Source organism: Flavobacterium glucosi (assembly GCF_048286535.1).
GTDB lineage: Bacteria > Bacteroidota > Bacteroidia > Flavobacteriales > Flavobacteriaceae > Flavobacterium.
This window is the reverse complement of sequence record NZ_JBLVPK010000003.1, coordinates 437,050-460,851: the sequence shown is the minus strand read 5'-3', so window position 1 is coordinate 460,851 and position 23,802 is coordinate 437,050. Positions and strand designations below refer to the sequence as shown.

Here is a 23,802-nt window from a genome sequence, read left to right as displayed (position 1 = left end):
ACTAAAAAAACTAATCAATAACTATAGTGTGTGTTACAAACTCAGTAGCCGTTTTTTTGAATTTTAAATTGTAAGTTCCCACAGTAGTCGATTTAAACTTGTAAACTACAGTTTTGCTTGTTGGAGTCGTTCCACAATCTGTTCCTTCATACTTTGATTCTACTTCAATCGTTTTTGTGTTCGCTTCAGTAGTTTCAATAAAATTGTTATAAGAACCACAATTATTGTCCACTGAAAAAGTCACAGTTAGCGGCACTTCAACATTAATGTCACCGGTTACAGCGCCTTCAACATTTGTTACCAATGAACTTTTGGTCACCGTATTTGGTGTGTTGTCATCATCGCTGCATGATGCGAAAGCTGTTGAAATTAATAGTACAATGACTGCTGCTTGTAATCTGAAATTTTTCATAATTATTAAATTTATTTGTTGCTCTAAGGATGTAAAAGAGAATGAAAGGTTGCTTTTAACATGCTGTTAAAAAAAGATTTCACAAGTATTAAAGCATATATAGTACTGTTAATGAGATGTTTAAATAAAATATTTTTTTAATTAATTATTTTCAAAATAGACAGATAAGTAGCATAAAAGATATAATGTAGCACTATTTAAAAAGATTTTTTTGCAACAGATGGGAAGGATTAAAAAAGATTTTTAAAGTAACTTGACGAATTAATCAGTGCTAATCTTTGAAACCTTTAGCAAATAAATTTAGAGTTTTAATAAAATACTTCATTAAATTTCACCTATCACTTAGCTATGTTTTTCTTCTTAAATGAATATTTTAATTTTTATTTTAAACGCAATTGAAACTAAAAATTCAATCCGTTTTAGTATTAAAAATAAATGAATATGGAATCAAAAAGTGACTTTCAAAATTCAATTTAGACTAGACTTTTTGTAGTAAAGTTTTATTTTAGAAAAAGGGCTTTGGTGATAGTATAGCGCACCGTCTCCAAAACAAACCAATGAAGTGCTGGTCTCAGTTTGTCACCATTAATTTTTTCTGATACTGCAGTACCAATGAAGATTTCTATAGTTCCAGCTGCTTAAATGGTAAGTAGCTATTTTTATATTGTCACAAAACATTGGTCATCAAAAAGGTCTTTATTTTATTTGTTTAAACCAAATAAAAGCACCTGATTACATATTATTTGTTGCGGTGGAAAATTAAAACATTTAGATTTTTCTTAAATTAAATCATCGGCAGTATTCAGTAAATTAGGCTACAAAAGTTAATGTTCTTGTGTTTTTGATGTAATTGTGGATCCGGCTGAAGCGATTATTACAAAAAAAACCGCTAAAATTTCATTAAAAGTAAGGTATTCTTGTAAAAAAATAAAAGCACAAATTGATGCAGCAGCAGGTTCTAAACTCATTAAAATACTGAAAGTACGTGCAGGAAGTTGTCCGAGCGCTTTCATCTCCAATGTAAAAGGAATTGCACTTGATAATAATGCAAGAGCAAAACCTAAACCTAAAAGTTGAGGCGTAAGGTTGCTTAATCCATTTCCTAAAATTCCAAAAGGGACAATTAATATAGAAGCAAATAGCATTCCTATGGTAACAGCATCTCCACCTTTCATTATTTTTGAAATTTTACCTCCTAATACTATGTAAGCCGCCCATAAACTTCCTGCTAATAGTGCAAAAAGTACGCCTAAGAGGTCTAATCCATTATTTGACCATGGAGCAATCAAAACAATTCCAGTTGCAGCAAGAAGTACCCAAAAAAAATCTATTATGCGTTTTGAACCAAAAACAGCGACTAATAATGGCCCTATAAATTCCAGCGTAACAGCAAGTCCAATTGGAATTCTTTCAATGGAAAGATAAAAAATTAAATTCATAGCTCCCAATGATAAACCGTAAGGGATTACCAATTTCCATTGGTTAACAGTTATTTTTTTTACGTTTGGTCTATAAACGGCCAATAATAGCAATGCGGAGATGCCAATTCTCAAAGAAGCCGTTCCGGCAGCGCCAATAGCAGGAAAAAGACCTTTCGCGATAGCTGCCCCAGATTGCACGCTTATTATTGCTAAAAGTACGGCAGGTAAAGGGGGAATGTTAATCTGTTTAAGTTTCATGAAGGTTCTAATAGAGACGGGTAAAACTACAAAATATATAATTTAAAGCAGGTCGTGATGTAAATAATCATTGGATAATAAAACAACTATTGCAATGGCTTTTATCAGACTAGATTGCTAATGATATAAATTATAAAGAATTTACCTTCCACTGATAGGAATCGCCTTCAAACAGTTCTTTGCCCCATATTGGCAGTTCTGCTTTGATGCGTTCAACACATTCAGCACAAGCGTCTATTGCGGGTTTTCTATGTGCCGATGAAGTGAATACAAAAAGACAAATTTCGCCAGCTTTTACAGTCCCAATGCTATGGTATATATGCATACATGTTAATGGATATTTCGAAAAAATGGCTTCTCTGATTTCAGTCATTTTTTCAAGTGCCATTTCTGTATGACTTGTATATTCAATTGCAGCTACCTTTTTACCGTTTATTTCATCTGCTCTTACTTGTCCTAAAAATATACTGTGACCACCAATTGTGGTTTTGGTAGCATGTTTTACAATACTATCACTAATAAATGAAGCAGGTATTGCTCCATCAACAAAAATATTTTTCTCCTTTTTATGTTCCATAAAATTAAATTAATTTGTTTTTTACCAGTTCATTAACTCCACCTGCGAGTGAATATACTTTTGCATTTGGCAGGAATGACAAATATAATGATGCGGCTTTTAAACTTCTCTTTCCAGACTGACAAACAAATACAATCTCTTTATTTGATAAATTATCCAAATTAGAAGGTAGTGTTGCCAAAGGGATCGATAAATGCGGATAGCAATCTAAACGGGGCTTTTCTATAAGTTCCCGTACATCAACTAAAATAGTGTTTTCTCTAATTTTCAGCCATTTTTCCGTTTCAATTTCTGTAACGTTGATTGGGCTATAGTTGCACAACCATTCATAATCCGTATTTTCAAATGCTTCAATAGAAGCAGGAATAGAGTTGTAAGCTTCGGGATTTGGAGTCAAATACATGGTAAAAAAATCCTGATTTAATGCGTTATATGTCAGGATTCTATTTGTTAATGGTTTTCCAATGCCTGTTAGAAGTTTAATCACTTCGGTTGCCTGTAAAACTCCAATCATACCGGGTAAGACTCCCAAAACTCCAGCTTCGGAACAATTTAAAACTTCATTATTGTTTGGCGGTTCAGGAAATAAATCTCTGTAATTGACTGTTTTTTCCTTTTCATTTATTGGAACATTAAATACAGCCACCTGTCCCTCAAATTTTGAAACTGCTCCAAATACTAATGGCTTTCCAAATAATACACAAGCGTCATTTATCAAATACCTACTGGCAAAATTATCTGTAGCATCAACAATAATATCATAATCTTTGAAATGATTGATACAGTCCTTTTGCGACCAGCGCAGTTTCCAGGTTTTAATAGCAATTGTATCATTGATCAAAAGAAGTTTTTCTCTGGCAATATCCACTTTGAAGCGTCCCACATCTTGTTGACCAAATAAAATCTGTCGGTTCAAATTGGAGTAACTTACGATATCATCATCCGCAATCCCAATATGACCAACACCTGCAGCAGCTAAATATTGTAAAATAGGGCAGCCTAAACCACCCGCTCCAATAACCAATACTTTAGCGTTTGAAAGTTTTTCTTGTGCTTCAATTCCAAATTCATTTAGTAGGAGTTGGCGTTGATATCGTTCTTGTAAATGTTTCATATACTATTATTTTAACCCCCAGAAAATGGAGGCATAAAGGCGATGCTACTGTTTTTTGCTATTGAAATATTGCCTGTTATCATTTGATTATTTACTGCTATTGCAAATTTAGAGGATGATAAAGCCGGGAATTTCTCTAGTATTATTTTTTTTAAGTTGTCAGTAGTGTCGACATAATCAATCACTAATTTTGAGCAACCGGTACTATCCGTTAATTGTCCAAAAAAAAGCACTTCTATTTTCATAAAGTAAAATTAATCAGGTGAGTAATAATTTGATGGAAGCCACTAATAAAGCTGTTGCTAAAATATATTTAAGGACTGACTGATTGAACTTTTTTGCACCTAACCAAGCACCCAGCAACCCGCCAATCAAAGCGATAGCAACAAAAGTGAGCATATCGTTTTCAAATTTGACACCCTTAGATACTTGTCCCGCTAAACCGGATGCTGAATTTACAAAAATGAACAATGCGCTAATGGCCGCAGTTTGTTTTTGGTTTGACCAATGCAACATTAAAAGTATTGGAGAAAGAAGTATTCCCCCTCCGATACCAATAAGACCAGAAAGAAATCCTATACTGGCTCCGATAAGAATTGTCAAACCAAGCGTGTTTTTTTTTAATTCTGAATCATTTGTATTAGGATATACAAAAAATTTTATAACTGGTATTAATAGAATTAATCCCAACACTTTTTTATAAATATCTCCGTCTATTGATATCATTCCCCCCAAAAAGGAAAAAGGAATAGAGGCAAGGGCAAAGGGGAGAAATAGTTTCCATTTGAAATGCCCTTCTCGAAAAAACAACGTAAACGAAACCAGCGATACAAACAAGTTCAATATCAAAGCGGTAGGTTTCATAAAATTTGGATCAAAACTAAAAATAGCCATTAGTGCTAAATAACCGCTTGCTCCACCATGACCCACAGCTGCGTATAAAAATGCTATAACAAACAATACTAAAAAAAAGTAAACGGATAATGTCATTTTGTAATTTTAAAAAGGAAATAAATGTACTTCTATTTCCTGACCTGATTCAATTTTTAATGCGTTTTCTGGAATTACTGCCAGACAATTAGCGTTAGCAAACGATGAAAGTTTATAAGATTCTTGACCAGTTTCAAGATAAACCAAATCATTATCATGCGACGCTTTTAAAAAATGGGTCATTCCTGCCTGTTTTTGATATTCTTGTTTAAGAGTCATTTTTTTGGTTTGCAATGTAACATTGCGTTCGGTCATAATTCCAATGGCGGGAAGCACATATTCATAAAAACAGGTTAATACAGATGCTGGATTTCCAGGAAGACCAAAAATAACTTTTTCTGCTTTTATTCCAAATAATAATGGTTTACCGGGCTTCTGTTTTATCTTATGAAAAATGGTATTTACAGCACATTTCTCCAATGCATCCATGGTGAAATCATAATCTCCAACACTTACGCCACCCGAAATTAAAACGAGATCATTTACTTCCAATATTTGTGATAAAAGAGTCTGTAATTGATTCAGATTGTCCCCGGATCTGTAAATAGTTATGTTGTTAATATTCATTTGATTTAATGCGGATAACAAGGTAAATGAGTTGGATTCAAATACTTGACCATATTCTAAATCTTCTCCAGGTAATCGCAATTCATTACCAGTGACTAAAATCCCAACGCTGGGATTAGGATGTACTTTGACTTTAGCAATGCCCATACTCGCCAGAAAACCTATAGTTGTCGGTCTTAAAACGGTTCCTTTTTCAAGTGCTTTTGTTCCTTTTTTTATTTCAGAACCAATACTTCTGAGGTTAGTTCCTTTATTTAGATTTTCATCATTTACAGTTAGTTTATCTGATACTACGAATGCTTTTTCTTGCATTAAAACCGTATCAGCTGCTAACGGAACGGCCGCTCCGGTAAAAATCCGGACAGCTTCGCCCGGCTTTAATTCAAAAGTTTGTTTACTGCCAGCAGCAATTTCTCCCACTAATTTATAATCCGAACGATTATCGTCAAAGGCAAAAGCATATCCATCCATACTAGACTGAGGAAATGCAGGTACATTTTCTGGAGCGTAAATGTCATCAGCCAAAACCAATCCGTTTGCCTTTTCTAATTGCATTACTACAATTGGAAGTGCTTTAACGTGCTTCGTTATTAACTCCAAAGCGCTATGTACCGAAATCATTGTTTCCATTTATACTATATTTTAATAGGTGTAAGATGCAAATAAAATCAATTATCCTCCAATACTAATCATACTTCTGTTTTGTAATTGAGAAGTTTTAATTTTTTCTAATGCAGTGGTGAATTGACCTCCTAAAGCTTCTTTTTTTGTGCTTATATTTTGGTGAATTAAAGGTAGAATATCTTCTCCGTTTCTAAAAGGCAACAATAAATCTGTTTCTGACTGTGAAAAAAGACAATTTTTCATTTTGCCATCTGCGGTCAAACGCACTCGATTGCAATCTCCGCAAAACGGTGCACTCATTGTGCTAATAACAGCAAATGTTCCTTTATGCCCCGGAATCATAAATTTCTTGGCAGTCTCATGTTGTTTTCGTTCTAATGGTATTAAATCGAATTCATTAGAAACGATTTCAAGGATTTCTTGTAATTTCACCACTTTTTCGCTATTCCATCGATTCCCGTCAAACGGCATAAATTCAATGAAACGAACCTGTATCGGTTTGTCTTTAGTCCAACGAATAAAGTCATTGATTTCATCATCATTGGTTCCTTTAATCAAAACTATATTGACTTTAACATAAATCCCAATCGAAATCATTAACTCAATATTACTCATCACTCTGTCATGTACATCGCGTCGCGTCATTGCCTTAAAACGGTCCTTTTTCAACGTATCTAAACTGATATTCAAGGAACGAATACCAGATTCTTTAATGACCTCAACAAAATGATGCAATCGGGTACCATTAGTTGTCATGGTGAGATTGATGTCAAATTTTGATAATCGTTGTAGGATAGCAGCTGCGTCCTTTCTAACCAAAGGTTCTCCGCCTGTTAATCGTATTTTTTTAACCCCTTGGTCAACAAATATTTTTACAATTGCATCTATTTCATCGGCCTGCATCAAATGACTGTTAGGAGTAAATTCATAATCTTCGTCAGGCATACAATAAAAACAACGAAGATCGCATTTATCGGTCAGCGAAATGCGCAGGTAATCATGGTTTCTATTGAATGTATCGACTAGCATATTTGTTTTTTTTCGTTGCGTAATTTTTCATAATCTTCTTCAGTATCAATATCAATAACTCCTTTATCGAAAAATACTGTAGCTACATCCTGTTTTCTTTTTTCGATGATTTTTTTCGCACCAATATCTCCTTCAAGCAACATCAGTTCTGGAAAAATCGTTTTGTAAAAAAGGGCAGGAGTTCCCATAATTCCTGCGTAGGAACAGGCAGAAATGGGTAATCCGTATTTTTTTTGAGCATCAATCAGTTGTTCTATATGCTGATTGTTTATGTATGGTTGATCCCCAACGAGTATTATTACAGCATCAACATGAAGATGCATTTCATTCATGGCCTGAAGCCCTTTTCTTAAAGAGCTGGCCATGCCTTGTTTCCAGTTTTCATTAAGTACGATATCAAGTCCCGGAACATCGAGATGAGCTTGAATCATATCAGCATTGGCACCCAGAACAGCAATTACAGGATATAATTTTGATTGACAAGCCATTTTTGAGACCCGTGTTAAAAGTGTCATACCATCAAATTCGAGTAATTGTTTGGGTTTCCCCATGCGACTGCTTGAACCTGCTGCCAAAATAATTATGCCACATTGTTTTATATTATGATGCATTATAAATTTTGATATCTTCTATTTGAATGTCTAATGAGTCTCTGGAATGTATGACTTCATTTTTCGTTTTTAGCATGCCACCCATTTTTCCAGTCAATACGGCTTGAATTTCCGCTATGATGCTAAGTGCAATTTCTTCGGGAGTTTCTGCTCCAATATCTAAACCTGTTGGACCATAAATTGTGGCCACTTTATCCTCATTTAAATGGATGCCTTCATTATGTTGTATTTCTTCCAGCATGCGATGCAACTTCTTTTTAGGTCCCAAAATACCTATGTAAGGAACAGCAGCTGCACATAATGATTTTAACATATAATAATCACATTTGTAACTGTGCGTTACTAAAACAAAAAAAGTACGATTATCATACGTAAGATGCTGTAAAGCAACATCTGGATTAGCCACTAAAATCTGTGAAGCTGTAGGATATCTTTCTTTGTTAGCATGGGTATCTCTTCGGTCTACAATTCTAAAATCCCATCCCAAGACATCTGCAAACTTCATCAGCGGAATGGCATCGTTTCCTGCTCCTAATACCACAAGCGACACAGGCGGATGTAAGAATTCAAAAAAAGCGGTTACTGATAGGTCACCTGATTTATATTGTTTGAAAACGGATTCGCCGTTTTGCATGACATCCGCTGTGTCTTTTAAAACCGCATCTTCAAATTGTTGTAGCGGTATTTTACCGGAAAGTGTGCCATTTTCTTCTAAAAGTAAACAAGTACCATGCTGAACATTTTGATTTTTATTCAAATCAAATAAAGTAACCAGAACCGCTTTTTGACGAACGGCTAATGCTTTACTCAGCAATTGTATTGGGTTTTCTTCTTTTTCAGAATCGATGCTTTCGAACAATACTTGTATAAGACCTTCACATCCTAAGTGAATTCCCATTTCTGAGTCATCTTCTTTTGAAGTATCATAAGTAAAAAGTGTGTTTTTTTGCTCAGAAATAGCAAATAAGGCTTTTTTTAACGCATCACCTTCTAAACAACCGCCACTTATGGCACCGGTAATTCTTCCATCGTCATTCACTAACATTCTTGCTCCGGGTCTTCTGTAGGAAGAACCATCTAAATGAACTACGGTTACTAGAGCTGATTTTATATTTTTCTGACTGGCAACGTCATATTTTTTAATAATTTCTTGAAGTTCTTTCATGTGAAAATTAATGGAATTATAAATAAATATTTAGGATAATTTAAGATCAAAAGGCATCTTTTTTATGCGTTTTCCGGTAATTGAAAATATTGCATTTGCTAATGCTGGTGCAAAAGGAGGTAAGCCGGGTTCACCCACACCTTTTATTTTTCCGCCATCTGCAAGAATGTGTACTTCAATTTCGGGTGTTTCATGAATTCGTATCATTGGATTATCGTTAAAATTACTTTGCTTTATTTTCCCGTTCTCAATGGTAATTCCTGTTTTTATAGCAGCAGTCAAAGCCATTACGATAGATCCTTCGATTTGATTTTTTACATTATCAGGGTTTACGACTTCTCCCAAGTCAATTACTGCATACACTTTGTCAATTTTTATAGTATTGTCTTTTGTAACAGATATTTCGACTACATGGGCACACAATCCCGCAAAAAATTCCCATTGCGCAACACCTCGTCCTTTTCCTTTTGGCAATGGTTTGTCCCAACTGGAAACTTCTTTTAATTTCAATAAAACTCTTTTGGTATCGGAATCTTTGTTTAGCATTTGCAATCTAAATTCCAAAGGGTCTTTTTTGACTTTATGCGCTAATTCATCAATAAAACATTCGTGGGCAAAAGCGACTGTTGAACTGGTTACCGATCTCCATGCAGCCACAGGAATATGAAAATCAGCATACACATACGACGTTTTAATATTTGGAATTTGATAAGCTTGTTCTCCAATTCCTTCCACCATGATCGCATCGACTTTTGCTTTATCGAAATTTGAACCTACCGAATCAAAATAAGAAGGGCTTATCACTTTATGTTGAAAGCTAATTAATTCCCCTTCTTTTGAGAAACCACCTTTCAACTGTGAGAAAGTCATAGGGCGTAACGCACTATGTTGTGTGGTATCTTCTCGAGACCAAATTACTTTTACCGGTTGCTCTATTTGCTTTGCAATATTTACGGCTTCAATGACATAATCCGTATACAATCTTCTTCCAAATCCGCCGCCAATAAATTTGGAATGCAAGGTAATATTCTCTGGTTTTATGCCAATTTGGCTATGAAGGTCATTTGGTCCTGAACCGGTAATAGCGCTAGGAACCTGAGTAGAGGTCCATATATCTACCTTTTCACCCTTTACCTGTGCTACACAATTCATCGGTTCAAGAGTATGGTGAGCCACCATAGGAGTTTCGTAAAAGGATTCAACAGAATTTTCAGGTTCCGTTTTAACGCTTTCTACATTTCCTATATTCTTATCCACTACACCGGCTTCTTTAGAAAGGTTTCGCAACTTATCCTCATACTCGGATAAATTGAAATTTTCATACCCATTTGTATCCCATTCCACTTTTAATACTTTCCTGCCTTGAAGGGCAGACCAGTACGATTTAGCAATAACTGCCACTCCGGAATATTGATATTTCCCAACCGTTCTTTTGGCTTCCACAACTTTGATGACTCCGGGAATTTTTAAAGTTGCATCAGCGTCAAAACTTTTTAAAGTACCACCAATTACAGGGGAACGAACTACTGTAGCATAAACCATGTTAGGTAATTCTACATCGATTCCAAACTCCGCTTTTCCAGAAACTTTTAAAGGTATATCTGGTCGTTGAATGGATTTTCCGAGGATCTTAAAATCACTTTTGTTTTTAAGTTTCGGTTCTTTAGGGATTTCTAATTTAGAAGCTTCTTCGATTAACTCGCCATAAGAAAGATGTTCCTTGGATAACTTGGAATGTACACTTCCATTTTCGGCATAACAAGACTCAATTCCAATTCCCCATTTAATACTGGCTGCTTTAATCAGCATCTCTTTTGCGGCAGCGCCAATTTTTCTATACGCATCATAATTTCCTCTGATGGAAGAACTTCCTCCAGCAGATTGACCACCGCCAAATTGTTTCTCGCCACTAGTTTGAACAATGGTTATTGCATCAAGCGAAACTTCTAATTCTTCGGCTATAAGAGCTGGAACAGATTGAAAAGTACCTTGACCCATTTCAGGTTTAGTATTGAAAATTGTTATTTTTCCACTTTTCTCGATCTTTATAAAAGGAGTAAAATTACTGGGAGCATCTGTAATAAAAGCTGCGTTTGCAAAACCATTAGAAGTAGCTCCTAACCACAATGCAAAACTTACTTTACCTGTATTTTTAATAAATTGACGTCTTGATACCATTTAGTTAGTATTTAGAATTTATAATTCTGTTATGCAACGAATTAAAATATAACCCGTTGGATGTAATTAATAAAAAATTCAATTAATGTTAAAATAAAAAAACTGAACCACATAGAAACATAGAAAAAAAGAGCTAGATAGCCCAATTCTAGGGTTCACATAGCCTATGAATTTCTCTAAAAAAGTGAAATGCCTTCCAAAATTTTAAAATCTATGTTTCTATGTGGTTAAAAAATTAAACCCAACGGTTTAAAATATATTAAACTAATAGGCGTGATAATCTTTAGAAACCGCTTTTTTAGCTTGTTGTATTTCACTTGGCAAAACGGCCTTAGCTTCATTCCCCCATGAATTTCTGACATAATTTAAAACATCAGCCACTTGTTCATCAGTTAAATCAGTAGCGGGCATTTGTCCATCATAGTTTACACTGTTAACTACTATTGGTCCACGTAATCCAGTTGTGACAACTTTTATCAATCGATTTTTATCTGCAAAATAATCCGATTTTACTAATGTTGGAAAAACACCTTCTATACCATTGCCTTCTTCCATGTGGCAGGATGCACATTGTGTATTATAGATCGTTTTACCGCGAACAATACTTGCTTTCAAATCAAAATTCTGATTGAATGATTGCAGCGTAAACGCCAATATGAAAAGGACTGCTATTGAAAAAATTATTTTCATTTGTTATTATTTTTTAAAATTAAACTTTTGCTAATTCGAAAGGAAGCTTTCTAATACGCTTTCCTGTCAAATCAAATATTGCATTTGTTAAAGCTGGAGCAAATGGAGGTAATCCAGGTTCTCCAACACCCCCGGCATCTGCATCATTTTCCATGATGTGCACTTCTATTGGTGGAATATCTGATATGCGGGGCATTTTATACGTATTGAAATTATTTTGAACCGTTTTTCCATCTTTGAAGGTGATTTCATGAATCGTTGCAGCGCCCAATGCCATTACAATACTGCCTTCTACTTGCGCTTTAATTATATCTGGATTTACATACCATCCACAATCAATTACCGCCCAAACTTGATCGATTTGAATTTGATTTTCTGCGTTTCTGGAAACTTTCACAATTTGTCCCACGGTACTGCCAAAACATTCCGTTACAGCGACACCATATCCTTTGCTTCTGTTTTTCCATCCGGAAACCTCTTCCAGTTTATCCAGTAATTCCCGACTTCTCTCGTCTTTAAGATAGGTTCTTCTAAAAGTTATTGGGTCTTCCGCTGATTCAGCGGCCAACTCATCCATGAAACTTTCATACGCAAAACCATTGGTAGAAGCATATACGGAACGCCACCACATTGTGGGAATTGGTGTTTCAAAAGGAATATCAACAATACTTAAATTCTGGATGTTGTCTACGTATGGTTTTAAAAACCCTTCCGTAGCACTTCTGTTGGGAATATCTTTTGCTCCGCCCCTCCAGTGACTATTGTTCTGCCCTGCAATAGATACTTTGAAAGCACTTATTTCACTATTTGCAACTACGCCTTGACAACGGTATGAAATGCCAGGTCTATAAGGACCTTGCGTGGCATCGTCTTCTCTGGACCAGATAATCTGAACCGGCGCATTTATTTCTTTAGAAATCATCGTGGCTTCATGAGGGTAATCCATAAAGGCTTTTCTACCAAATCCGCCTCCAAGGAAAGTCATATTCACAATGACTTTTTCTCTGGCAATTCCTAACTCTTTACTGATGTAATCTTGAACCCATTCCGGTGCTTGTATTGGTCCCCATATTTCTATTTTATCTTTTTGATAATGTGCAATACAATTCAGTGGTTCCATACAACTGTGCGATTGATACGGTGTTGTATATACAACATCAATTTTCTTTACTGCAGATTTTATAATGGCGTTTGGATCTCCTTTTGAAATAAAAGAAAGTCCCTCGTCTTTTTCAAGCGCTTCTTCCATCCGACGATAAATATCCTCTGTATTCAAATGCTCAAATCCGGTATCGTCCCAGTCCACTTTTAAGGCTTTTTTCCCTTTCATAGCAGCCCAAACAGAATCAGCCACAACCGCTACACCTTCTCTGAACGTATTAAAAACGCCCATGCGAACTACAAAAACCTGTTTTACTCCCGGAATTTTAAGCGTTTCAGTAGCGTCAAAACTCTTTACCTTTCCACGAAGTCTGGGATTTCGTTCCACCATGGCATATAGCATTCCCGGAATCATTTTATCGATGCCAAAAACGGCTGTGCCATTTGTTTTCAAAGGCGTATCTTGTCTTTGAAGTGGTTTTCTAATTAATTTATATTCGGATTTGTTCTTTAAAACAACATTTTTCGGAATATCAAGTTTTGATGCTTCCAAGACTAATTCACCATAATGTAATTTTTTACCACTTGGTTTGTGAATTACACGACCATCTTCAGCATAACATTCCAATTCAGAAACATTCCATTTATTACTGGCTGCTTTTATTAACATTACTCGAGCAGTGGCACTAAGATTCAAAAGGTTCTTATAGGATCCTCTAATACTAGAACTACCTCCTGTAATCTGACTTCCATACTTCACATTATTGCCTGGAGCGAAAACTATATTTACTTTATCAAGATCAACATGAAGTTCTTCGGCGATTATTTGAGGAATGGATTGATAGACTCCTTGTCCCATTTCGGCTTTATGGCTATAGAGTGTTACTTTACCTGAAACATCAATAAATATCCATGAATTAAGCTCAATTCCAAGATTCTCAGCATCAAAGGCAGTGATTAATTTAGGTTCTTTGGCATCCACAGGCAAATAATACCCTAAAGTAAGAGCAACTCCTGTTAAACCAGATAGTTTTAAGAATTTTCTTCTTGATATAGTATCTATGTCCATATAAAATATAAGAATAGGTTATTTTAGCACTCTTTTTATGGCTTGTTTTCGGATGCTTTCTTGATAGCGCGTTTGATGCGCGGATACGTTCCACATCTACAAATATGCCCTTGCATTGCGGCATCAATATCGGCATCATTAGGAGAAGCATTTTTGGATAATAATGCTACGGCAGCCATGATTTGACCCGATTGACAATACCCACATTGAGGGACTTGTTCTTCTATCCAAGCTTTTTGAACCGGATGCGAATTGTCTTCTGATAATCCTTCTATGGTCGTTATGTTTTTATTTGCAACCGCTGCAACAGGCAGGGAGCAGGAGCGAACTGGCTGACCGTTTAAATGAACCGTGCAGGCACCACATTGCGCTATACCACAACCGTATTTCGTCCCTTTTAAGCCAACAAAATCTCTGATTGCCCAAAGAAGTGGCATTTGAGGGTCTACATCTATTGAATACTCCTTACTATTGATTTTAAGATTAATTAATGCCATATAATATTATTTTTTTTAAGTAAATGAAAATCAACGCTTCTGTTATTGCAAGTTAATGAATTTAATAATTTAAAATTTATACAATTCAAACAATATATTACTAAAATCAAACAATTCAAAATTTGAAAAAACGTTGGTTTTAAACCAAATAAAAAGATATGTTTTTATATTATTTTTATTACTGTCCGTTACTTATACCAAAAAAATAGTTCAATCTCTTAATTAAAAACTCAGAGAACCACTTTGTAACGACTTCTAAATATTTAATTTAATAAAGAAAACAGTATGATTTTTAAACAGTGAGGTTAAGAGATGCTGGCTTTGTTCTGTTTTAACAATGAGGTTTAGCTTTTTTTTAAACAAAAAAATAAAGATATTAAGCGGCATTCGCGACATTCAGTATTTTTTTTAGATTTTTTTGATAATATTGACTTTTAAATCTCTTAATCTCTTTGTCGATTATAGAAAAAAAATAATCAGGATCCGTTTAATGGACAGGCGTATTATTTTTAAAATAAAAAAGAACGATAATACTAATTAGTACCATCGTTCTTCTTACAATTCTTACTGTAGCATATTGCTAAAAGTATTTTATTTTAGCTTTTTAGCGAAGCCATATCAATTACAAAACGATAGCGAACATCGCTTTTTAGCATTCTTTCGTAGGCTTCATTGATATCCTGGATTTTGATTATTTCGATTTCGGATACAATATTATGTTCCCCACAAAAATCAAGCATTTCCTGAGTTTCTGCAATTCCGCCAATTAAAGAACCGGCTACGGATTTTCTTCCCATAATCATTGGAACAGTATTCAAAATTGGTTCCAAACCACCCAAATAACCTACTAAAACCAAAGTTCCATTAGTGTTTAAAGTTCCTACATACGGATTTACATCATGAACATAAGGAACGGTATCAATGATTAAATCGAATTTCCCATTTACTGAATTCATGTGATTTTCATCAGTTGAAATAACAACAGCATCTGCGCCTAATTCTAATGCGTCTTTTTCTTTGTCTGGTGTTCTGGAGAAAAGTGTTACTTCGGCACCCAAACCTTTGGCTAGTTTTATGGCCATGTGTCCTAGTCCTCCTAAACCTACAACGGCAACTTTACTGCCTTTTCCAACTTTCCAATGGCGAAGTGGTGACCAAGTGGTTATTCCAGCACATAATAAAGGAGCTGTAGCAGCCAAATCAAGATTAGCAGGTACTTTCAAAACGTAGGCTTCGTCAACCACAATTTTTTCAGAATAACCCCCAAAAGTCATTCCGCCTAAATGCTTGTCTTCTCCATTATAGGTACCAACCCAACCGTTAGAGCAGTATTGTTCCAAATCTTGCTTGCAATTATCGCAGGTCTTACAAGAATCTACTAAACAACCTACAGCAGCAAAATCGCCTACTTTTAGTTTAGTAACTTCATTTCCTACTTTGATCACTTTTCCAACAATTTCATGTCCGGGAATTGCAGGATAAATGGTGTTTTTCCAATCATTTTTTGCCGTGTGTAAGTCCGAGTGACAAACACCACAAAACAAAATTTCGATTTCAATGTCTTTTGCAGTAGCATTTCTGCGTGGAATATCCATTTGTTTTAAAGGAGCATCGGCAGCTACTGTACCGTAAGCTTTCACATTTGTTGTTGCGTTCATTTTTAAAGTGTTTTATTAAAAAAAAGTGTTTATAGGTTATAGTTTGTTCGGTTAGTTTATAAAAAATAAATTTAGTAAATAGTTTGATTATTAGTGTAATAAAAAATATATTGTTTGTATGAAAATTAAACATTCCTATATTTGACGGGACTTATTTGAACGTGTTTTTTAAAGAAATTATTAAAGTGGGTTAATTCATTAAAACCCAATGCAAAAGCAACTTCGGATACCGACCACGAGGTTTGTTTCAAAAGTGTTTTTGCTTCCTGCAATACCCGTTCAGCAATAATTTTTGACGTAGTTTTATCGGTAGTTTTTTTGATGGCACGATTTAAATGATTCACGTGTACATTCAATTTTTCGGCAAAATCAGAAGCCGATTTCAGGTTTACACTTTGATGGGCATCGTCAATAGGAAACTGCCTTTCCAATAGTTCTAAAAACAGCGCTAAAATCCTTTGCGAAGCATTGAACGGCTGTTTGTTCATCGGTGAAACAGGTTGAATTTTCATTGCAAAATGAATAATCTCACTTACTACCGTTCGAAGGACATCATATTTATGAATATAATCAGAATCGATTTCATCAAACATCCGCAGGTATACGTCATTCAATAGTTTTACTTGTTCATCGTTTAGTTCAAAAACGTGATTGCCTTCAGGTTGAAAAATAGAATACTGGTTCAGGTTTCCATATTGATGAAAAAAGGCTTGGTCAAATACACAAAAAAAGCCACTCCGGATTCCGTCAGTGTGTTCCCATTTGTATGGAATCTGAGGATTAGAAAATACCAATGCTTGTTTTGTCAATTCGATTACTTTATCGGCATATTCTATTTTGCTTTCGCCAATAAGCAACGTTATTTTAAAATAATCCCTACGTTTATAAGGTACTGGTTTTGCTTGTTTTCCTATGTAATTCTCCAGTTTGAATACATTAAAATGTCCTGTTTCGTTAAGGATATTTTCGGGCATCCAATCGTATTTTTGAGTATAAAAATCAGCTATGGTTTCTACGTTGTTCATTTTTTTAGTTTCTCTAACCATTTCTTTACTCCAGTTTCGGCTTCATTTCTTTTTTTATGTGAATCGTTAAAAGTTTTCCCTCTTTTTCTTTTCCGCCCTCCATTACAAAACGATCGAGTATTATACTATTAGGACAAAGTTCTTTTATCGTTTGTAAACTGCTGCCAACTCCATATCCTTACAATTTCAAGTAGATACTTAGAATACAAAAATAGAGTGGGACAGGGTAATAGAATAACGAAAAAGAAACTATAAGTTACGAAAATCAAACATTTCTAAACTTCATAGGACTCAGTTGGACGTGTTTTTTGAAAAAATTATTAAAATGAGTTACTTCAGTAAAACCTAAAGCGTAAGCAATTTCGGATACTGACCAAACAGTTTGTTTTAAAAGAATCTTGGCTTCCTGCACGACACGTTCCGCAATAATTTGAGAAGTCGTTTTATCAGTAGATTCTTTTATGGCCCTGTTCAGATGATTGACATGGATGTTTAATTTTTCGGCATAATCAGAAGCAGAGCGGAAACTTAATATTTGATGTGTATCATCAATAGGAAATTGACGTTCTAATAATTTTAAAAATAAGGTAGAAATGCGTTGGGCAGCATTAATCGGATGCTTAGTTACATTATCCGAAGGAGCCATTTTCAAAGCAAAGTGTACGATTTCAAAAATAATGGTTCTAAGGACATCGTGTTTGTGGATGTAATCAGAATTGATTTCCTCAAACATACGTTTATAGATTGCACTTAAAAGTTTTAATTGCTCATCAGTGATTTCAAAAACGTGGTTGCCGTCCGGTTGAAAAAGGGAATATTGGTTGAGGTTTCCATATTGATGGAAGAAAGCCTGATCAAAAATGCAAAAGTATCCATGATGAATTTTATCCGTATGTTCCCAACTATATGGAATTTGAGGATTAGAAAATACTACTGCCTGTTTTTGTATTTGTATCGCTTTATCGGCATATTGAATAGTACTTTTGCCTACTAATAAAGTTATTTTGAAATAATCTCTTTTTTTATAAGGAACTGGTTTAGTACTATTACCAGTAAAAGGTTCTAGTTTGAACACATTAAAATGCCCGATTTCTTTGTGTAGGTTGTCAGGCATGAAGGTATAATTTCGATGATAAAAGGCCTCAATTGTTTCTACTTTGTTCATTTTATAAAATTACGAATTTCAAATATAAAAAACACTACGTTTAAAAGAGAATAAGCTAGGGTACTTGTTAAATAGTTTGTAAAGCATAAAAAAAGAGAGAAATTATTAAAATTTCTCTCTTTCAGTTATTGTCATTATATTAATTGGTAAAATGGTGTGTGTTTATTTACAGAAATTAGTCATTTAGAACCCAATGAAGACATTTATTTGATTATTGAAATCACTGGAAGACTTTCTTATAAATATTATTTTGGATCGTAAATTTATTCTAAAACTAATTCATTCAAAGCTTCTTTGCTAAAACCTTTTAGTAGATCGTTTTTTCCCGCTTTAATTTTTGTAACCCAATTCGGGTCAGATAAAAGTGGTCTTCCTACCGCTATAAGGTCAAAATCACCTCTGTCTAAACGTCTTGTTAATTCATCTAAAGGTGTTGGCTGTGAACTTTCGCCTGCAAATGCCCCGAAGAAATCTCCTGAAAGTCCAATGGAGCCTACTGTAATAGTTGGTTTTCCAGTTATTTTTTTTGCCCAACCTGCAAAATTAAGGTCATTGTCTTCAAATTCTGGTTCCCAAAAACGGCGTTGTGAACAATGTAAAACATCGACACCAGCATCAATTAAAGGGCTAAGCCAAGCTTCCATTTCTTGAGGTGTCTTTGCTAATTTGAAGTTATAATCAGATGGTTTGAACTGAGAAAGTCTCATGATTATGGCAAAATCTTCACCTACTTGTTTTCTAACTTCTTTAATTACAGCTACGGCAAAACGAGTACGCTCTGCTAAGGTTTTACCACCATAATTATCAGTACGTAAATTTGTGGCATCCCAGAAAAATTGATCAATCAGATAATCGTGAGCGCCATGAATTTCAATACAATCAAAACCTAATCTTTTGGCATCAGCCGCAGCTTTTCCAAAAGCTATAATAGTATTTTCGATATCATTTGTTGTCATCGTAGTACCGTTGCTAAAACCCGGTCTGTTTAATCCTGATGGTCCTTCAAATGGAACTGGTGGAACCCAACCGGAATGATGGTTGTCCATAATACCCATGTGCCATATTTGTGGTCCCATTTGGCCACCAGCGGAGTGTACGCCCTCAATCACTTGTTTCCATCCCGCCAAAGATTGGTCACCATAAAAGTGAGGTACATTCGCATCATTGGAGGAAGAAGGTCTATTAATAACAGTTCCTTCAGATAATATTAAACCTACTTCGCCTTCAGCTCTTTTTTGATAATAAGCAGCTACGGCATCTGTTGGTACTCCATTTGGAGAAAAAGAACGCGTCATCGGCGCCATTACAATTCTATTTTTAAGATTTAGCGTCTTCAATTTGAAGGGCGTAAATAAGCTATTTGTATTCATATTGTTTTATAGATTAGATTCAATTATTTTACTCAGTGCTGTAAATGCTTTTTCGTTGCGTTTGTAATAGGTCCATTGTCCAACACGAGTAGATTCTATAAATCCAGCGCGTTGTAAAATTGATAAATATTCTGAAACCGTTGATTGGGTTAGTCCTGCTTTGGCCTGTATTTGTCCTACGCAAACACCGTGTTCAAAACCGACAGACAATTGTTCCGGGAAGTTTATTTCAGGATCTTTTAACCATTCGAGCATTTGTAATCTCGACTTGTTTGATAGTGCCTTAAATATTTCTATGTGATCCATAGTGCAAATATATCGACTTTTCCCGATATATCAATTTATTAAAAAAATTTTAAGTAATATTTAAGAAATAGGATCGTGGATTTTTTGTCTGCCAATTATTTTTACAAGAAAAATTTTTCCTGTTTTTTTTAATTTTGTAGCATAATGCAAATAAAAAAGCTTGTTAACGCTATTGTTTATAGGCTTTTGGTTTGAATTAAAAAATGAATTTATAAAGTGCTGTATAAAACAGAAAATTTTATCTTGTAGTAATATCAAACCTATGATGAAAGATGATTTTTGAAAATTTAAATGGGGATTATTTATCGAACATGCAATTGCGCAGGTATGAAATAATATATTGGGAAATGGATTCAGTTTCCCTTTGATAGCATGGTATTCATGTAAGATTAAAGTTGGAAAATTGATAAAGTAACAGGACATTGTATTGATTTGTCAGGTGTACAATATTCAACGGTTTTATTGATAGTGCTACAGGATCTTCTGAAGGAAAAACTCTTTTGCGACTATAGTTATAAAGTTTAGCGCAATTATATCTGAAAATGAGGTAGTTCCCTGAGTGGTCAACAAAAATTAACGTTGTTTAGGTATCTACAAATAAATAATTTGTATTTTGACACAAAAAACAATAACTATTTATCAGAATGTCACAAAAAAAAAAACAATTTATAATTCATGAAGATTGGACAGTAGTACTTTTAGGTTTCCTAATTATTGGGTTATCCCTTTTTATTTTCCTCCCTTCAGTTCCTGTATTCAAGTGGACAAATGCATCGGGTTTACGGAATGATGTCTTCGATTTTGGGAACTTACAAATCATCCTATTGCAATTTATTTATCTTATTTCCATTGGGAGTATTGGGGCTTTTTTGACTGGAAAGTCAGTAAAAAATTTCTTGATGGGTTTCCCTGCTGTTTATTTATTAACTGTCATTGCATTGATTATTGCAGGAAACAGTCAAATAAAAGCACTCAATTTAGAAGCTGTGATTTTTAGTTTGATTATCGGTTTGTCTATAGGTAATTTTTTTCCACTTCCAGAATGGTTTCGCACAGCCCTTTCTACAGAAATTTTTGTAAAAATTGGATTGGTATTATTAGGAACTAGTGTCATATTTTCAGATATTCTTAAAGCTGGTTCTTTGGGGCTTATACAAGCTTTGATAGTAGTATTATCGGTTTGGTATTTTGCTTTTTGGTTGTGTAAAAAACTAAAAGTAGATGACGAGTTGACCATGATGATATCCAGTGCGGTTTCCATTTGTGGAGTTTCGGCAGCTATTGCCACCTCAGGTGCCATTAAGGGAGACTCAAAAAAACTTTCGTATGTTATCTCAATGGTCTTGGTAACAGCGATACCAATGATGATTTTTATGCCCATTATTGCCAAATATTTTAATTTTCCCGAAGAAGTTACCGGGGCATGGCTAGGAGGTAGTATTGATACCTCGGGAGCTGTTGTAGCTTCAGGTTCATTGGTGGGAGAAACGGCTTTGAAAATTAGTACTATTGTTAAATTTTCTCAGAATGTATTACTGGGTTTAGCCGCTTTTGCTATTTCGGTTTATTGGACGTACAGGCAAAATACATCTGATGGAACTACTGTGTCTAAACCTACTTTAAAAGTGATTTGGGAACGTTTTCCAAAATTTGTCATAGGCTTTATTGCCGCTTCATTACTTTTTTCTTTTTTACTTACATCTGATGTTCGCGATGAAGTCAAAGAAGGATTAAAGAATTTACAAGGGATTTGGTTTGCTTTAGCGTTTACCAGTATTGGTTTAGAAACTAATTTTAAAGATTTATTCAGTAAAAACAGCAAAAAACCGCTTTATGCTTTCCTAATTGCACAGGTGTTCAACATTATTATTACACTTCTTATTGCCTTTATTTTGTTTGGTAAATAATACTTTGATGAGTATTGATGATATAAAAAATCCATTTTACAGTTTGTACACTGTTCCCAATATTTTGTCTGTATGAAATTAAATGCTTTGCAGGAAACTGGTGTAAGCAGTAAATCTATTCCATCAAAAGTATCTTCATAATAAGAAACTGTAAAAACAAGTTTAAACTATTTTACAGCTAATCTAAAGAAAATGTGTTCTTTATAAATGATTTGTGTAAACTATTTTAAAAACAAAGAAATGCGGTTCGCTGTGCCTTATATATTTAATACGTTGAAATTATGTCAACTCTTTTGCAATTATTTTTTTTGTCAAAGCAATGCAATCGTTTTCGTTTGCTTTTACTTGTTAAACATAATTTAAATTTTTTTTTTCTTTCATTACTTTCATTACTTTTGGCCTCCAAATGAGAGTAACTGTATTTTTTCTATACCTGTTTTTCCTCCTGCTCGGCGGAGTAAATTATATGCATGCAGCTTTGCATGACACTAATATTTGCAAGGCTGAAATATCCAATCTTGTAAAAACCGAGCACGTAAAATTTGCAAAAACCAGTCAAGGCAGTATTATAATTATTGGAGCGAGCTTTGATCTAGAAGAGGAATGCTCCAATGGAGATCGATTAAAAAACAGGGATTCAAAAACAATTTTTACTAAAAAATTCGAGGTATCAAAAGGTTGGTATCTGACATTTTCGTGCCAGTCTGTTTTAAACTATTATTACAAGAATTTTAAAATCTTCGCGCCATCCTGTGGCCAGTCAAACCCTATTTATATTACACAACGAGTTTTAAGAATTTGATTCTTACCGCAATCAGTTGCCAAATTTTTGATGCTGCCTACATTATGAATGCATAATACCCTTGTGTTTTGTGTTTATAATATAGTTGTGATCCTTTCCGGAAACTGATGACTTTTACGTCCGAAGGAATTCTTAATTCCAAGTATTAAATCGCTTAATTTCCATTTTTACATCATGAATAAAATACTCGTTTTCACGGGCTTAATTGCCTTGTTGTGCCTTACAAGCTGTACATCTAAAAAAGAAGAAAAAGAAGAAGCCGATAAATTTACGGTTACCAATCCAATAAAAATTGATACTTCCTTTACTAAGGAATATGTTTCACAGATAAAATCTGTTCGAAACATTGAAATCCGGGCACAAGAAAAAGGATTCTTACAAAATATCTATGTAGATGAGGGACAGTTTGTTAAAGCTGGCCAACTGTTGTTTAAAATCATGCCAAAAATGTATGAGGCTGAATTGCTTAAAGCAAAAGCAGAAGAAAAAGCAGCATTAATTGAATTACAGAATGCCAAAACCTTAGCCGATAAAAATGTGGTTTCAAAAAATGAGCAGGCTATGGCACAAGCTAAGCTAGACCAGGCCAGGGCCGTGGTATCGTTAGCAAAACTCCATTTGTCATTTACTGAAATCAGAGCCCCATTTGACGGAACTATTGACCGCATTCCCCTGAAAATAGGAAGTCTTATTGAAGAAGGCGAATTGCTGACCAGCCTTTCAGATAACAGTCAGATGTTTGCTTATTTTAATGTTTCCGAACCAGAATATATTGATTATCAGACTAATGTGAAGAATAGAGCAGTAACGGATGTAGTCTTGATTTTAGCAAATAATGAGCCTTTTAAATACAAAGGAAAAGTTGAGATTATTGAAGGGGAATTCAATAATGAGACAGGGAATATAGCGTTCAGGGCCAAATTTCCAAACTCGGATAAGCTGTTAAGAAACGGTGAAACGGGAGAGGTTCAGATGCTTGTTCCGCTTCGAAATGCAATTGTAATTCCGCAGAAAGCAACGTATGAAATTCAAGATAAAAAATATGTTTTTGTGATTGATAAAAAAAATGTTGTTAAAGCCAGAGAGATTACCATCAGTAGTGAAATATCAGATTTGTATGTTGTAGGCAGCGGTATTACTGAGAATGACAAAATCTTGTTGGATGGTATTCAGAAAGTAAAAGAGGATGAAAAAATCCAATATGAATACCAATCACCTAAAGAGGTTATTGCCCATTTACAATTAAAAGCAGAATAGGTTCCTAAT

At 34.6% G+C, this 23,802-nt stretch carries 21 protein-coding genes; 2 read left to right on the top strand and 19 right to left on the bottom strand.

Annotation, left to right across the window (positions count from 1 at the left end):
* Positions 1-10 precede the first annotated feature (10 nt).
* From ACNQGD_RS07755 to ACNQGD_RS07665, 19 genes are all read right to left on the bottom strand, one after another.
* On the bottom strand, positions 11-412 hold the full coding sequence (locus tag ACNQGD_RS07755; RefSeq protein ID WP_417993584.1) for a hypothetical protein: 402 nt from the start codon (positions 410-412) through the stop codon (positions 11-13).
* Between the two features lie 824 nt (positions 413-1,236).
* Positions 1,237-2,091 (bottom strand): EamA family transporter, encoded by an 855-nt coding sequence (locus ACNQGD_RS07750; RefSeq protein WP_417998891.1) that lies wholly within the window; start codon positions 2,089-2,091, stop codon positions 1,237-1,239.
* 130 nt (positions 2,092-2,221) lie between these two features.
* A complete protein-coding gene (locus ACNQGD_RS07745; RefSeq protein WP_417998890.1) occupies positions 2,222-2,668 on the bottom strand; it encodes a molybdenum cofactor biosynthesis protein MoaE in 447 nt (148 codons plus the stop codon).
* A gap of 4 nt (positions 2,669-2,672) precedes the next feature.
* A complete protein-coding gene (gene moeB / locus ACNQGD_RS07740) occupies positions 2,673-3,782 on the bottom strand; it encodes a molybdopterin-synthase adenylyltransferase MoeB (protein WP_417998889.1) in 1,110 nt (369 codons plus the stop codon).
* Between the two features lie 11 nt (positions 3,783-3,793).
* Entirely contained in the window at positions 3,794-4,027 is a 234-nt protein-coding gene (locus ACNQGD_RS07735; protein WP_417993588.1) for a MoaD/ThiS family protein, read from the bottom strand.
* Between the two features lie 13 nt (positions 4,028-4,040).
* Positions 4,041-4,772 (bottom strand): sulfite exporter TauE/SafE family protein, encoded by a 732-nt coding sequence (locus tag ACNQGD_RS07730; protein ID WP_417998888.1) that lies wholly within the window; start codon positions 4,770-4,772, stop codon positions 4,041-4,043.
* A 9-nt stretch (positions 4,773-4,781) separates the two neighbouring features.
* Positions 4,782-5,969 (bottom strand): molybdopterin molybdotransferase MoeA, encoded by a 1,188-nt coding sequence (locus ACNQGD_RS07725; protein WP_417998887.1) that lies wholly within the window; start codon positions 5,967-5,969, stop codon positions 4,782-4,784.
* A gap of 42 nt (positions 5,970-6,011) precedes the next feature.
* Positions 6,012-6,992, bottom strand: a complete 981-nt coding sequence (gene moaA, locus ACNQGD_RS07720; RefSeq protein WP_417993591.1) for a GTP 3',8-cyclase MoaA — start codon at positions 6,990-6,992, stop codon at positions 6,012-6,014.
* Positions 6,986-7,603, bottom strand: coding sequence for a nucleotidyltransferase family protein (locus ACNQGD_RS07715; protein ID WP_417998886.1), 618 nt, complete (start codon positions 7,601-7,603; stop codon positions 6,986-6,988). The genes moaA and ACNQGD_RS07715 overlap by 7 nt, the downstream gene beginning before the upstream one ends.
* A complete protein-coding gene (locus ACNQGD_RS07710) occupies positions 7,593-8,768 on the bottom strand; it encodes an XdhC family protein (protein ID WP_417998885.1) in 1,176 nt (391 codons plus the stop codon). The genes ACNQGD_RS07715 and ACNQGD_RS07710 overlap by 11 nt, the downstream gene beginning before the upstream one ends.
* A gap of 30 nt (positions 8,769-8,798) precedes the next feature.
* Entirely contained in the window at positions 8,799-10,946 is a 2,148-nt protein-coding gene (locus ACNQGD_RS07705; protein ID WP_417998884.1) for a xanthine dehydrogenase family protein molybdopterin-binding subunit, read from the bottom strand.
* A 264-nt stretch (positions 10,947-11,210) separates the two neighbouring features.
* Positions 11,211-11,636 (bottom strand): c-type cytochrome, encoded by a 426-nt coding sequence (locus tag ACNQGD_RS07700; RefSeq protein ID WP_417998883.1) that lies wholly within the window; start codon positions 11,634-11,636, stop codon positions 11,211-11,213.
* A gap of 19 nt (positions 11,637-11,655) precedes the next feature.
* Positions 11,656-13,806, bottom strand: coding sequence for a molybdopterin cofactor-binding domain-containing protein (locus tag ACNQGD_RS07695; protein WP_417998882.1), 2,151 nt, complete (start codon positions 13,804-13,806; stop codon positions 11,656-11,658).
* A gap of 35 nt (positions 13,807-13,841) precedes the next feature.
* Entirely contained in the window at positions 13,842-14,303 is a 462-nt protein-coding gene (locus ACNQGD_RS07690; protein ID WP_417993597.1) for a (2Fe-2S)-binding protein, read from the bottom strand.
* A 596-nt stretch (positions 14,304-14,899) separates the two neighbouring features.
* Positions 14,900-15,961: an NAD(P)-dependent alcohol dehydrogenase gene (locus tag ACNQGD_RS07685; protein WP_417993598.1), complete on the bottom strand. Its 1,062-nt coding sequence runs from the start codon at positions 15,959-15,961 to the stop codon at positions 14,900-14,902.
* Positions 15,962-16,086: 125 nt separating this feature from the next.
* Positions 16,087-16,986 carry a helix-turn-helix domain-containing protein gene (locus ACNQGD_RS07680; protein WP_417993599.1) on the bottom strand — a complete coding sequence of 300 codons (900 nt, stop codon included), beginning with the start codon at positions 16,984-16,986 and terminating at the stop codon, positions 16,087-16,089.
* Positions 16,987-17,251: 265 nt separating this feature from the next.
* The gene (locus ACNQGD_RS07675; RefSeq protein WP_417993600.1) at positions 17,252-18,151 is read right to left on the bottom strand and encodes a helix-turn-helix domain-containing protein; all 900 of its coding nucleotides are present in this window, start codon (positions 18,149-18,151) and stop codon (positions 17,252-17,254) included.
* 263 nt (positions 18,152-18,414) lie between these two features.
* A complete protein-coding gene (locus ACNQGD_RS07670; RefSeq protein WP_417998881.1) occupies positions 18,415-19,521 on the bottom strand; it encodes an NADH:flavin oxidoreductase in 1,107 nt (368 codons plus the stop codon).
* 6 nt (positions 19,522-19,527) lie between these two features.
* Positions 19,528-19,827 (bottom strand): ArsR/SmtB family transcription factor, encoded by a 300-nt coding sequence (locus ACNQGD_RS07665; RefSeq protein ID WP_417993602.1) that lies wholly within the window; start codon positions 19,825-19,827, stop codon positions 19,528-19,530.
* Positions 19,828-20,471: 644 nt separating this feature from the next.
* Here ACNQGD_RS07665 and ACNQGD_RS07660 point away from each other — a divergent pair.
* Positions 20,472-21,734: a YeiH family protein gene (locus ACNQGD_RS07660; RefSeq protein WP_417998880.1), complete on the top strand. Its 1,263-nt coding sequence runs from the start codon at positions 20,472-20,474 to the stop codon at positions 21,732-21,734.
* Positions 21,735-22,710: 976 nt separating this feature from the next.
* Entirely contained in the window at positions 22,711-23,793 is a 1,083-nt protein-coding gene (locus ACNQGD_RS07655; protein ID WP_417998879.1) for an efflux RND transporter periplasmic adaptor subunit, read from the top strand.
* The last annotated feature ends 9 nt before the right edge of the window (positions 23,794-23,802 follow it).